The sequence below is a fragment of the Streptomyces fructofermentans genome (assembly GCF_014651055.1).
GTDB lineage: Bacteria > Actinomycetota > Actinomycetes > Streptomycetales > Streptomycetaceae > Streptomyces > Streptomyces fructofermentans.
In genome coordinates this window covers 90006-103030 of the sequence record NZ_BMWD01000031.1, presented here as the reverse complement: position 1 = coordinate 103030, position 13025 = coordinate 90006, and the positions used below count along the sequence as shown (strand labels likewise).

Annotated in this window: 11 protein-coding genes; 5 read left to right on the top strand and 6 right to left on the bottom strand. The window is 72.7% G+C overall.

The annotated features are described in order from the left end of the window. Positions 1-316: 316 nt before the first annotated feature. Positions 317-1372 carry a LacI family DNA-binding transcriptional regulator gene (locus tag IE265_RS32400; protein WP_190039320.1) on the bottom strand — a complete coding sequence of 352 codons (1056 nt, stop codon included), beginning with the start codon at positions 1370-1372 and terminating at the stop codon, positions 317-319. Positions 1373-1800: 428 nt separating this feature from the next. Here IE265_RS32400 and IE265_RS32395 point away from each other — a divergent pair, with 428 nt between their 5' ends. The 4 genes from IE265_RS32395 to IE265_RS32380 all read left to right on the top strand — a co-directional run bounded on the left by IE265_RS32395 (position 1801) and on the right by IE265_RS32380 (position 6692). After that, positions 1801-3117 (top strand): ABC transporter substrate-binding protein, encoded by a 1317-nt coding sequence (locus IE265_RS32395; RefSeq protein WP_190039319.1) that lies wholly within the window; start codon positions 1801-1803, stop codon positions 3115-3117. Between the two features lie 5 nt (positions 3118-3122). After that, entirely contained in the window at positions 3123-4136 is a 1014-nt protein-coding gene (locus IE265_RS32390; protein WP_190039330.1) for a carbohydrate ABC transporter permease, read from the top strand. A gap of 12 nt (positions 4137-4148) precedes the next feature. Continuing rightward, positions 4149-5048 carry a carbohydrate ABC transporter permease gene (locus IE265_RS32385; RefSeq protein WP_190039318.1) on the top strand — a complete coding sequence of 300 codons (900 nt, stop codon included), beginning with the start codon at positions 4149-4151 and terminating at the stop codon, positions 5046-5048. Between the two features lie 222 nt (positions 5049-5270). Next, on the top strand, positions 5271-6692 hold the full coding sequence (locus IE265_RS32380; protein ID WP_190039317.1) for a GH1 family beta-glucosidase: 1422 nt from the start codon (positions 5271-5273) through the stop codon (positions 6690-6692). 255 nt (positions 6693-6947) lie between these two features. On the opposite strand, the gene IE265_RS32375 is transcribed toward IE265_RS32380, so the two are convergent. From IE265_RS32375 to IE265_RS32365, 3 genes are all read right to left on the bottom strand, one after another. After that, on the bottom strand, positions 6948-8426 hold the full coding sequence (locus tag IE265_RS32375; RefSeq protein WP_190039316.1) for a glycoside hydrolase family 18 protein: 1479 nt from the start codon (positions 8424-8426) through the stop codon (positions 6948-6950). Between the two features lie 126 nt (positions 8427-8552). Next, positions 8553-9956, bottom strand: a complete 1404-nt coding sequence (locus IE265_RS32370; RefSeq protein ID WP_190039315.1) for a sensor histidine kinase — start codon at positions 9954-9956, stop codon at positions 8553-8555. Continuing rightward, positions 9953-10675: a response regulator transcription factor gene (locus IE265_RS32365; RefSeq protein ID WP_190039314.1), complete on the bottom strand. Its 723-nt coding sequence runs from the start codon at positions 10673-10675 to the stop codon at positions 9953-9955. Before IE265_RS32365 ends, IE265_RS32370 begins: the two co-directional genes overlap by 4 nt. A 131-nt stretch (positions 10676-10806) precedes the next feature. Between IE265_RS32365 and IE265_RS32360 the strand changes: the two genes are divergently transcribed. Beyond that, the gene (locus tag IE265_RS32360) at positions 10807-11352 is read left to right on the top strand and encodes a hypothetical protein (RefSeq protein WP_190039313.1); all 546 of its coding nucleotides are present in this window, start codon (positions 10807-10809) and stop codon (positions 11350-11352) included. 92 nt (positions 11353-11444) lie between these two features. Here IE265_RS32360 and IE265_RS32355 read toward each other — a convergent pair whose 3' ends face one another. Continuing rightward, positions 11445-12350, bottom strand: a complete 906-nt coding sequence (locus IE265_RS32355; RefSeq protein ID WP_229916767.1) for a spermidine synthase — start codon at positions 12348-12350, stop codon at positions 11445-11447. Between the two features lie 168 nt (positions 12351-12518). Further along, positions 12519-12974 carry a hypothetical protein gene (locus IE265_RS32350; RefSeq protein WP_373303077.1) on the bottom strand — a complete coding sequence of 152 codons (456 nt, stop codon included), beginning with the start codon at positions 12972-12974 and terminating at the stop codon, positions 12519-12521. Between the last annotated feature and the right edge of the window lie 51 nt (positions 12975-13025).

Here is a 13025-nt window from a genome sequence, read left to right as displayed (position 1 = left end):
CCCCGCATCGTCGCAGGTCAAAAGTGGGTAACAGAAAGGGTTCAAGTCCCGTCACTCACCCTGATGGTCCGAGGGCCGGTCCGCTTAGAGCGGACCGGCCCTCGGTCGTTCCCGCGGTCCGCCCGGAAGCCGGCGCCGCTCCGGCGGGACTCCCCCTGACTCCACCGGCTCCCCGCCGGACCTCGCGGTGGGCTTGTGAAGCCGTGCGGGGCGGCCGCTTCGCACGGCCCGGAACACGGAAGCGGCCCCGTACGTCTCGTACGGGACCGCCGTGCGCGCTCCTCCGCCGGTCCGCGTCACCCGCGGGCCGGCGCGCCTACGACGAGGCGCGCGCGACCAACTCGGTCGGCAGGACCACCTGCCGCCTCTCCAGCCCCCGGGAGACCGCGGGACGCCGGTCCGCGATCTCGTCCATCAGCAGGTCCAGCATCGCCCGGCCCATCTCCTCTATCGGCTGGCGCACGCTGGTCAGCGGCGGGTCCATGTGCCGGGCGATGGCCGAGTCGTCGTACCCGACCAGCGCCACGTCCTCCGGTATGCGGCGGCCGGCCTCGCGCAGCACCTGCCGGGCACCGGCCGCCATGACGTCGGAGCCCGCGAAGACCGCGTCCAGGTTCGGGCAGCGTGCGAGCAGCTCCGCCATCCCGCGGCGCCCGCCCTCCTCGGTGAAGTCGCCCGGCACGATGAGGCGTTCGTCGACCTCGTGGCCCGCGTCGCGCAGCGCCGCCCGGTAGCCGTCGACCCGGCGCTGGGCGCCGAACACGTCCAGCCGGCCCGCGAGGTGGGCTATGGTGCGCCGGCCCTGGGAGAGGAGGTGTTCCACGGCGAACCTGCCGCCGCCGTAGTTGTCCGAGTCCACGGACGGCAGCGTCTCGTCGGCGGAGCGCCGGCCGCTGATCACGGCCGGGATCTCCAGCTGGGAGAGCAGGTCCGGCAGCGGGTCGTCCGCGTGGACCGAGACCAGCAGGACCCCGTCGACCCGGTGCGCCGCCAAGTACTGGGCCAGCCGCTGCCGCTCCCGGTCGCTGCCCGCGAAGATCAGCAGGAGCTGCATCTCCGTGTCGGAGAGCGCCGCGCCCACACCCCGCAGCATGTCGGAGAAGTAGGGCTCGGCGAAGAAGCGCGTCTCGGGCTCGGGGACGACCAGGGCGATGGCGTCCGTGCGGTTGGCCGCGAGGGCACGGGCCGCGGTGTTCGGCACGTAGCCCAGTTCCGCGACCGCCGCCTCCACGGCCGCCCGGGTGGCGTCGCTGACCCGCGGGGAGCCGTTGATCACGCGGGAGACCGTGCCGCGGCCCACACCGGCACGTGCGGCGACCTCTTCCAGGGTCGGCCGCCCGCCGCTCCGGCCCCGCACTCCGTGGACTGCCATGGTCCGCCTCCCGTCCGACGCGGTTCGCACCGCGTTTGGCCTGGAATCTAACAGCCGTGATCGGGGCGGGGCTCCCGCGCGGAGTGCCGCCGTGCCACGATCGCACCTCCCCGGCACCTCGTCACGGGACCCGCCGAGCCCCGTCCGGGAGCGCGCGGGACCCGTCCCGGGACGCCGGGGGACCCTCCTGCCCGATCCCCGCCGCCGTTAGCTAACGGCCCGATAACTGAAGACATATCTCTATGCCCTCTCCCTTGACACCCCCGCGCCGAGCGGCGAACCTTCAACACATCACCTGTGGGAGCGCTCCCACAGTACCTGACACATACACATCCCGCACGTTCCCCGCCCGAGCCGCAGCGTGAACTAACGGGCCCAACAATGCAGTTGGCCGGGGGGTCGGCACGTCAGGGCAACAGGAGGACGCAATGCGAGCACGTACCCGTTTCGCCCGCCGGACGGCGGTCGTCGCGGCCGTCACCGCGCTGGGCGCCGGGCTGCTGGCCGGCTGTGCCGACGACGGTGACGACGGCGACTCGACGGACACCGGCGGCGGAAAGACCAAGATCACCCTGGGTCTGTTCGGCAGCTTCGGCTTCGAGGAGGCAGGCCTCTACAAGGAGTACGAGAAGCTCAACCCGGACGTCGACGTCCAGCAGACGGTGATCGAGCGGAACGAGAACTACTACCCGCCGCTGCTGAACCACCTCACCACCAACAGCGGTCTGGCCGACATCCAGGGCGTCGAGGTCGGCAACATCAGCGAGATCGTCACCACCCAGGGCGACAAGCTGATGGACCTCTCCAAGGTCAAGGGCGTCAACAAGGGCGACTTCCTCGACTGGAAGTGGGCGCAGGCCACCTCGAAGAGCGGGCAGACCGTCGGACTCGGCACGGACGTCGGCCCGATGGCGATCTGCTACCGCAAGGACCTGTTCGAGAAGGCGGGCCTGCCCACCGACCGCGAGGAACTCGCGAAGCTGTGGGCCGGCGACTGGAACAAGCTCGTCGACGTCGGCGCGGACTACAAGAAGAAGGCGCCGAAGGGCACCACCTTCATGGACTCCCCCGGCGGCCTCCTGAACGCGGTCCTCGGCAGCGAGGCCACGCGCTTCTACGACGACAACGGCGAGGTCATCTACAAGACCAACCCTAAGGTGAAGGCGGCGTTCGACCTGACCGCGAAGGCGGCCAAGGACGGACTGGTCGGCAAGTACACCCAGTTCCAGCCCACCTGGGACCAGGCGTTCGCCAACGACAAGTTCGCCGCCGTCTCCTGCCCGCCCTGGATGCTCGGCTACATCGCCGAGAAGGCCAACAAGGACACCAAGGGCAAGTGGGACGTCGCGAAGGCGCCCGTCGGCGGAAACTGGGGCGGCTCGTTCCTCGTCGTCCCCAAGAGCGGCAAGAACGCCGAGGCAGCGGCCAAGCTCGCCGCCTGGCTGACCGCCCCGGCGCAGCAGGCGAAGCTCTTCGGTGAGCGGGGCAGTTTCCCGAGCGCGCAGGCCGCGTACAGTTCGTCCGAGGTGACCAGCGCCAAGAACGACTTCTTCGGTGACGCTCCGATCGGCACCATCTTCGCGGCGGCCGCCAAGGACAGCCCGGTGCAGGTGATCGGCCCGAAGGACCAGATCATCCAGCAGGGTCTGACCGACAACGGCGTCTTCCTGGTGACGAAGGGCAAGTCCGCGGCGGAGGCCTGGGAGACGGCCACCAAGACCATCGACAACAACCTGGAGAAGTGACCGGTATGGCAACCCGGCACGACACCGCCGTGCCCCCCACGAAAGAGGGGGGCACGGCCCCGGGCCGAGCACCGGCCGATGTCCCGCCGTCCGAGGCGGCCAAGCGCCGGGACCGGCTCTCACGCCGCTGGCAGCGGGACGTGCGCTGGAGCCCGTACGCCTTCGTCTCCCCGTTCTTCCTGCTGTTCGTCGCCTTCGGGCTCTTCCCGCTGATCTACACCGGCTGGGCGTCGCTCCACACCGTGGAGCTGACCGCGCCGACCGACATGGACTGGGTGGGGCTGCGCAACTACACGCGCATCTTCGACGACGAGTTCTTCTGGAACGCGGCGCAGAACACCCTGACCATCGGCATCATCTCGACGGTCCCGCAGCTCGTGATGGCGCTCGGTCTGGCGCACATCCTCAACTACAAGCTGCGCGGGTCGACCTTCTACCGGGTCGTGATGCTCGCGCCGTACGCCACCTCGATCGCCGCCGCGTCCCTCGTCTTCGTGCTCCTCTTCGGACGCGACTACGGAATGATCAACTGGGGCCTCGGCATGGTCGGTTTCGACCACGTCGACTGGCAGCTCGACAAGTGGCCCTCGCAGTTCGCGGTCTCCACGATCGTCATATGGCGCTGGACCGGCTACAACGCGCTCATCTACCTGGCGGCGATGCAGGCCATCCCCCAGGACCTGTACGAGTCCGCGGCCCTTGACGGGGCCTCGCGCTGGCGGCAGTTCATCCATGTGACGCTGCCCTCGCTGCGGCCGACGATCCTGTTCACGGTCGTCGTCTCGACCATCGGCGCCTCCCAGCTCTTCGGCGAGCCGCTGCTGTTCGACGAGAACAAGGGAGCGTCCGGCGGCGCCGAGCACCAGTTCCAGACGCTCGGGCTCTACCTGTACGAACAGGGCTGGATCAACCAGCACCTGGGCCGGGCCTCCGCCATCGCCTGGACGATGTTCCTGATCCTCATCGTGATCGGAGTCATCAACTACGTCATCTCGCGCCGGCTGCGCGCCAGTAGTTAAGGAGAACCGGCCGTGACGACGACACTGACGAAACCGACCGCACCGGAGGAAGCCCCTCCCAAGAGGCGGGCCAAGGCGCTGCGCGCCGGCGGGCAGCTGCACGCCGGACCGATCGCCTACGTGATCCTCGCCCTCTTCACCATCGGCTCGCTGTTCCCGCTGGTGTGGACGGCGATCGCCGCCTCGCGCGACAACAACCGCCTCGCGCAGACCCCGCCGCCGTTCTGGTTCGGCGGGAACCTGCTCGACAAGCTCGAACTCGCCTGGACCGACGCGAACCTGGGCGAGGCGTTCTTCAACACCACCCTCGTGGCGGGCATCTCGGCGATCACCATCGTGTTCCTGTCCACGATCGCCGGCTTCGCCTTCGCCAAGCTGCGCTTCAAGGGCCGGGGCGCGCTGATGCTGATCGTGATCGGCACGATGATGGTGCCGCCGCAGCTCAGCATCATCCCGCTGTACATGATGGTCGCCGAACTCGGCTGGACCGACCAGCTCCAGGCCGTGATCCTGCCCTCCCTGGTGAGCGCCTTCGGCGTGTTCTTCATGCGGCAGTACCTCATCCAGGCACTGCCCGACGAGATCATCGAGGCCGCCCGGGTGGACGGCGCGAGCAGTTGGCGCGTGATCTGGCACATCGTGTTCCCGGCGGCCCGGCCCGCGATGGCCGTGCTCGGGATGCTGATGTTCGTACAGACGTGGAACGACTTCCTGTGGCCGTTCCTCGTGCTCACGCAGACGGGCAGCCCGACCGTGCAGGTCGCGGTCGCGGGCCTCGGCCGGGGCTACACGCCCGACCAGGCGCTGATCATGGCCGGCGCGCTGCTCGGCACACTGCCGCTGCTGCTCGTCTTCGCCCTCTTCGGCAAGCAGATCGTCGGCGGCATCATGCAGGGCGCGGTCAAGGGCTGACCCTCCGGTGAGGGCCCGCGGACCGGGCCCTCCCTTCGGGGCCTGTCCGCGGGCGCCCCGCCCGCCGGCCCGCCGCGGGCCGGTGCGCGCCGCCGCCCGCAGCCGTCGCGGACCACCTTCTCGCGGACCCTTTCGCGGGCCGGGCCACCGTAGCCCCGGCCCCGGGCCCCTCCCCCTACTCGTCGGTCTCCACGACCCCTCGGCCCTTATGGGAGCGCTTCCATGCCTGAGCCTGTGACCTTCCCGCCCGCCTTCCTCTGGGGCGCGGCCACCTCCGCGTACCAGATCGAGGGGGCGGTGCGGGAAGACGGCCGCACACCCTCGATCTGGGACACCTTCAGCCATACGCCCGGCAGGACGGCCGGTGGCGAGAACGGCGACATCGCCAACGACCACTACCACCTCTACCGCGACGACGTGGCGCTCATGGCGGACCTCGGCCTGACCGCGTACCGCTTCTCGGTGTCCTGGTCGCGCGTGCAGCCCACGGGCCGCGGCCCCGCCGTCCAGCGCGGCCTGGACTTCTACCGGCGGCTGGTCGACGAGCTGCTGGCCAAGGGCATAAAGCCCGCGGTCACCCTCTACCACTGGGACCTCCCCCAGGAGCTGGAGGACGCGGGCGGCTGGCCCGAGCGCGACACCGCGCTGCGCTTCGCCGAGTACGCGCACATCGTCGGCGAGGCCCTCGGCGACCGCGTCGAGCAGTGGATCACCCTCAACGAGCCGTGGTGCAGCGCGTTCCTGGGCTACGCCTCCGGGGTGCACGCGCCGGGCCGCACCGACCCGGTGGCGTCCCTGCGGGCCGCGCACCACCTGAACCTGGCCCACGGACTGGGCACCTCCGCGCTGCGGTCGGCGATGCCCGCGCGCAACAGCGTCGCGGTGAGCCTCAACTCCTCGGTGGTCAGGCCGCTGACGCAGAGCCCGGGCGACCTTGCGGCGGCGCAGCGCATCGACGACCTCGCCAACGGGATCTTCCACGGCCCGATGCTGCACGGCGCGTACCCGCGGACGCTGTTCGCGGCGACGGCCGGACTGACGGACTGGTCGTACGTCGAGGACGGGGACCTCGCGCTGATCCACCAGCCGGTGGACGCGCTCGGCCTCAACTACTACACGCCGACCCTGGTCGGCGCCGCGGACCCGGCCGCCGACGGTCCGCGCGCCGACGGCCACGGGGCCAGCGAGCACTCGCCGTGGCCCGGCGCGGACGACGTGATGTTCCACCAGACGCCGGGCGACCGGACCGCGATGGGCTGGACCGTCGACCCGACGGGCCTGCACGAGCTGATCATGCGGTACACGCGGGAGTCGCCCGGGCTGCCCCTGTACATCACGGAGAACGGCGCCGCGTACGACGACAAGCCGGAGCCCGACGGCAGCGTGCACGACCCGGAGCGCGTCGCGTACCTGCACGGCCACCTCGCCGCCGTACGCCGTGCCATCACCGACGGCGCCGACGTCCGCGGGTACTACCTGTGGTCCCTGATGGACAACTTCGAGTGGGCGTACGGCTACGACAAGCGCTTCGGCGCGGTGTACGTGGACTACGCGACCCAGGCGCGTACGCCGAAGTCGAGCGCGCTCTGGTACGGGGAGGCGGCGCGCACGGGCGCGCTGCCGCCGACGACCGCGGCCGAGTAGGCCCGAGGGACGACCCGCGGGGGAAGCGGGCGGGGTGGGAGCGGGGGCGCGGCATCCGGAGGGGGGTGCCGCGCCCCCGTCCGTCCGGGCCGGGCCGTGTCCGGTGCGACACGTGCGCCCCGGCCGGGTGGGGGGGAAGGCCGGCCGGGGCGCGTGCCCCTCCGCGAGGGAGGGTCTTCCTGTGGGGGGCTGCGGGGCCGTCCGCCGGGGAGAGCCCGGACGCGGGGCGCCCGGCACGGACCGCCCGGTCGGCGGCTACTCGTAGGCGGCGAAGGCCTTCGTGAAGGCGTGCGTGCCCTGGAGGATCGAGCTGCAGGTCGCGTCGGCCGACGGCCTGGCGCCGCCGGGGCACTGCCTGTCGCGGGTCGCGGACCACATGGACAGCCAGCCGATCCCCTTCGACTCGGCGAAGTCCACGAGCTGGGTGGCGTCGTCCACCGTGAAGATCTCCGTCACGACGTCGTTGACACCGATCATCGGGGTGACGGCCACCGTCCTCCAGGCCGCGGAGTCGGAGAGCCCCAGCACACCCTTGATCTGGGCCTGGGTCGCCGTCGCGGCCTGCACGGCGTAGGTGCCCATGTCCCCGTCGTACGCGGGTCCGTAGTCCATCGCCATGATGTTGACGGCACTGACGGCGACACCGTTGGACCTCGCGTCGGACAGCAGGTCCACCCCGTCCTGGGTGAGTCCCTCCGGCATCACCGGCAGGGTGAACGAGACGTCCAGGCCCGGGTGCTGCTTCTGGAGCTTCGCGACGGCCCTCGCCCGGCGGGTGTTGGCGGCCGCGTCGGGAAGGGCGCCGCCCTCCACGTCGAAGTCGACCTTGGTGAGTCCGTACGCGTCCACCGCCCTGCCGTACGCGGCGGCGAGCGCGTCAACGGAGGCGCAGTTCAGGGCCAGTTCGGAGCCCGCCGCGCCGCCGAAGGAGACCCGCACGTCACCGCCCGCGGCACGCAGCGCGCCGATCTGCGCGGCCACCGCGTCGGTGCCGAGGTCCGTCACGCCGCCCCACTTGGGGGTGCAGCCGCCGCCGTCGGTGACGAAGGCGAGGTTGAAGTCCTTCACACCGGTGGCCGTGGCGGTGGCGAGCAGGTCGAAGGCGGGGTGCAGGGAGGTGTCGACGAAGGGCGCGAAGCCGGCCGCCGCGGGGCTTCCGGTGCCGGCGGACTCCGAGGGGGACGCGCCCGGGCTCCGCGTCGGGGCGGCGGTGGCGGTCGCCGTCGGTGCGGCGGTCGCGGTGGCCGTGGGGGAGGCCGTCGCTGCCGGGGTGTCCGCGGGGCGGCCGGTGGGCTCCGGGGTCGCCCCGTCGTCCACCGAGCACGAGGCTCCGTCGATGCGGCAACCGGTTGGGTCCCCCGCGCCGTTGACCACGAAGCCGACGGTGACCGACTCGCCCGCGGCCAGCCCGTCCTTGTCCCAGCCCGGCGGCTTCACCGTGACGTGCCGGCCGTCCACGCTCTGCTCGCCGTTCCAGAGGGAGCCGATCCGGGCACCGGACGGCAGGTCGAACTCCAGCGTCCAGTCCCCCTTGGCCGCGGCGCCGCCGTTCGTGACCACGTACTGGGCGGTGTAGCCCGTCGACCAGGCGCTGGTCAGGGCGTAGACGGCGCCGACACCGGCCGCCTGCGCCGACCCGGAGAACACGAGGGCGCCACCGCCGGCCACGGCCGCCGCGACCACGCCCGAGATCGCCCTGCTCCTGCCACTGATGCCGCGCCGGTGCGTGCTCATCACGTGCCTGCCTTCGCTGTTCACGGGGTTCACTGGGATCCCGAGGGGGGACGCGGCAGCACGCTAGCGATCCGGATTCGGGCAAAGCGCCGGATCCGGGCAGCGGGCGAGGATCTTAGGGCTCGCTTAAGGAAGGGATCGGGGACGGTTAAAGGTCGAGACCAATTTGCCGGGCCTGCGCCTTCGCACGGAGCCCCGGTGGCCCCGCCGCACCGGCTCCCGCCCGTCGAGCTGTATCCAGATCCGGACCTCGGTCCCGCCGAGCACCGAGCGCCCGATCCGCACGTCGCCGCCCGTCGCCTCCGCGAGCCGGCGCACGATGTCCAGACCGAGCCCCGTGGACCCGTCGCTGCCCGACCCCCGGCCACGCGCCATGGCGGACTCCGGGTCGGCTATCCCGGGCCCGGAGTCCGAGACCAGCACGATCACGGCGTCCTCGCCGTTGTGCACGTCGACCGCGAAGGCCGTGCCCTCGGCCGTGTGCCGGAACACGTTCCCCAGCAGTGCGTCGAGCGCCGCCACCAGGTCGGCCCGGGCCACGGGTATCCGCACCGGCCGGTCGACTCCGGCCACCCGCACCTTGCGCCCCTCGTCCTCCGCGAGCGCCGACCAGAAGTCCATCCGCTCCCGGACGACCTCGGCCGCGTCGCATCCGGCCCCGGCCCCGGGCGCCGCCGTCTGCGGCTTGGCGTCCCGGGCGGTGCGGATGATGGTGTCGACCTCGCGCTCCAGCTGCGCGACGGCGGCGCGGGTCTGCTCAGCGGCCGGCCCGTCGCCCAGCGAGGCCGCGTTGAGCCGCAGCACGGTCAGCGGCGTACGCAGCCGGTGCGAGAGATCGGCGGCCAGCTCCCTCTCGTTGGCGAGGAGTTGGACGACCTGGTCGGCCATGGAGTTGAATGCGACCGCGGCCAGACGCAGTTCGGCGGGGCCCTCCTCGGGCACCCGGGCGCCCAACTGCCCCTCCCCCAGCTCGTGCGCGCTCTCCACCAGCCGCTTCGCGGGCTGCACCATCCGTACGCCGAGCCGGTCGGCCACCGCGACCGAGCCGACGATGAGCGCGACACCGACGCCGGCGAGCACCGCCCAGGCCGTGCCCACGCCGTTGGTGACCTCCGCCTCGGGGACGTACACCTCGACGACCGCGATCTCGCCCGAGCTGAGCGCGACGGGCTGGAGCAGCGTGGAACCGCCGGACACCTCCGTGGTGGAGGCCCGGCCAAGCCTGCGGGTCGCCTCGATGTCCTCGGCGGCGGCGCGGCGGCGCCCGATGTCCGTCGCCCCCGCTCCGTCGCCCGCCGGTATGTGCACGGCCATCCCCGCGTCCGAGCCCGCGGAGGCGACGACCCGCTCCAACTCGTCCCGGTCGGTGGTGATGGACAGCGCGGGCGCGATCGCCGCCGCCTCCCGCTCGGCGTTGGAGAACGCCCGGTCCCTGGCCATCTCCCTGATGACGAGACCGAGCGGCACCGCGAACGCGACCACGACCATGGCGGTGACCGCCACGCACACCTTGACCAGCGCCCACCTCATCGCGACGGCTCCGCGCCCGCCGCCCCCGACTGCGCCGGGGGCTCCAGCTTGACGCCGACCCCGCGCAGGGTGTGCAGATAGCGGGGCCTGGCCGCGGTCTCGCCCAACTTCCTTCGCAGCCAGGAGAGATGGACGTCGATGGTCTGGTCGTCCCCGTACGACTGCTGCCACACCTCGGCGAGCAGCTCCTTGCGCGCCACGACCACACCGGGCCGCCCGGCGAGGAAGGCCAGCAGGTCGAACTCGCGCCGCGTCAGGTCGAGGCGCACACCGTCCAGCACGGCCTGCCTGCGCAGCGGGTCGATGGCGAGGCCGCCGACCCGGATCTCCGGCGAGGGAGCGGGCTCCCCGGCGGAGGAACGGGCGCGGCGCAGCACGGCGGCCATCCGGGCCGACAGGTGCTCGACCGAGAACGGCTTGGTCAGGTAGTCGTCCGCGCCGTCGTTGAGCAGCCGGACGATCTCCGTCTCGTCGTCGCGCGCGGTCGCGATGATGACGGGCACGTCCGTGATGCCGCGCAGCATCTTCAGCGCCTCCGACCCGTCCAGGTCGGGCAGGCCGAGATCCAGGATCACGACGTCGAAGCGGAAATGGGCGACCTCGCGCAGCGCCTCCAGGGCGGTGCCGACACTGCGCACGGTGTGCGCGGCCTCGGTCAGATGCCGGATGAGGGCCGAGCGTACGAACTGGTCGTCCTCGACGACGAGCACACTTGCCATGGCCCGCACCGTACGCCATCCGGGGGACGCCGGTCCGGGGCCTGTGGACAACTGCCCCGGCCGGGCCCGCGCGGGACTCCGTCCACCCGGACGGGCGACACGTGCGGGGCGCGTGAGGCAGTATGGCCGCGATGCGCAGAGGACTCGTACACGCTTTGGCCTGGTCGCTCGCCACGGGCGCGGCGGTCACGCTGTCGTGGTGGGGTGTCCACACCGTGATGACCGGGACCGCCTACGACCCGCCGCGCGCCCTGCCCGTCGCGGCCGGCGGGACGATCGCCCAGGGGGCCGGGCCGCTCACCACGCCGACCGGCCGGCCGCGGGCCGAGCCGGACCCCGGTGCCGCGTCCGGGTCACCGGAGCCGGCGCGGGACGAGCCGGAGGCGAGCGTCAGGCCGAGCGCGAGCCCGTCGCCGGCGAAGAAGCCGAACCCCCGTCCGAGGCCCACCGCGTCCGGCGATGTGCGGAGTTACGACACCGACGGCGGCCGGGTCGTCTTCGACCTGGGGCGGGTCTCCGCGTCGCTGGTGTCCGCGACGCCCGCGTCCGGATGGTCCATGCAGGTGTGGAAGACGGAGACATGGATCCGGGTGGAGTTCTCCTCCGGGGCGGACCGGGTGTCGGTGTTCTGCACCTGGCACGACTCCGCGCCGCGCGTGGAGATCAACGACTACTGAGACGACGGCTGGGACGACAGCTGGGACGACGGCTCGGGACGGCTGCGGGGCGTCCGCCGACGTGACCGCCGGCGTGACCGCCGGCGCGGCCGCTAGCGGAAGACCGAGGGCGGCGGCGCGGGTGAGGCCACCGCGGTCGCGTCCGTGACCGGTACCGCTCCCCCGGTGAAGTCCGTGAGCGCCCTGCCGTGTTCGACCCGGGCGGGGTGGGGGTCGGAGGCCGCCCGGCGGGTCAGTTCGGCGACCGGCAGCGGCTGCGCGGAGCCGACCAGCACGGCGTTGCCGAAGCGCTTGCCGCGCAGGACCGTCGGGTCCGCCACCAGGGCGAGTTCGGGGAAGACGCCCGCCGCCGTGGCGATCTGGCCCCGCAGATGGGCGAGCGGCGGGCCGTCGGCGAGGTTGGCGGCGTACAGGCCCTCCGGCCTCAGCACCCTGCGGACGTCTGTGAGGAACTCGGCGGAGGTCAGGTGCGCGGGGGTCCGCGCGCCGCTGAACACGTCGGCGACGACCAGGTCCGCCCAGCCGTCCGGCACCTTGGCGAGACCCTCGCGCGCGTCGGTGGACCGCACCCGGATACGGGCGTTCGGGTCCAACGGCAGCTCCCGCCGCACTAGTTGGACCAGGGCCGCGTCCCGCTCCACGACCTGCTGGGTGGACCGGGGGCGGGTGGCCGCCACGTACCGGGCGAGGGTGAGGGCCCCGCCGCCCAGGTGCACCGCGTGCACGGGCCTGCCGGGCGGGGCGACGAGGTCGATGACGTGGCCGAGTCTGCGCTGGTACTCGAAGCCGAGGTGGGCGGGGTCGTCCAGGTCCACGTGCGACTGCGGGGCGCCGTCGATGAGCAGGGTCCAGGCCCGTGCCCGGTCGCGGTCGGGGATCAGCTCGGCGAGGCCGCCGTCGACCGCCTCGACCACGGCCTCGGCCGCCGCACGCCTGTCGCCCGGCCTCCGGTCGTCCGCGCGTCCGTCGTCCGACCGTTTCTTCCGCGACCTCGCCATCCGCCCATTATCGGCCCCCGCACCGGTGTCGGCGCAGCGGCCGTGGGGCGGCTCCGGCACAGGCCGTGCAGGTGGGCACGGGGCCGCGCCCGCACCGCCGCGGCGGCCCCGTCCGGCCCCGGGTCCGGGCGGCCCGCGCGGGTGCCGGCGCACGACCCGCGCGCGGCCTCAACGGCAGTTGTCCGCCGCCTCGATGAGCCGCGCGGCCTCACCCAGCGCTGCCCTCAGGACCGCCGGATCGGTGGCCGGTTCGGCCTCCCCGGGCGGCAGGAGCCAGTCCGAGCCCTCGACCGGCGGCTCGGGCTCGAGGCTCACCAGGCTGATCCCGCGCCCGTCGGTCTGCGTGCACGTGCTGCCGGGGACGTCCCAGGCGTCGGCCGTGCCCGGCGGCACCAGGAAGCCGAGCGTGTCGCAGCTGTCGTCGTGCAGTACGGGCCCGACCGCCTCGGCCGAGGCCCCCCGGCGCAGGATGTCGACGGCCTCCAGGCCCTGCCTGGCCGGAACGGTGACGAGGTCGCAGCAGTCCCCGGCCCGCCCGCCGAGCACCGCTCCGGGGTCCGGGGCGACCCCCCGCGCCAACGCCGGGAGCGGCGCACGGGGATCGATGCTCTGCCCGGTCTCCATCCTGGCCTCCACCACGGAACCCTCCTCGGTCGGACTCACCGCATGGTTCAA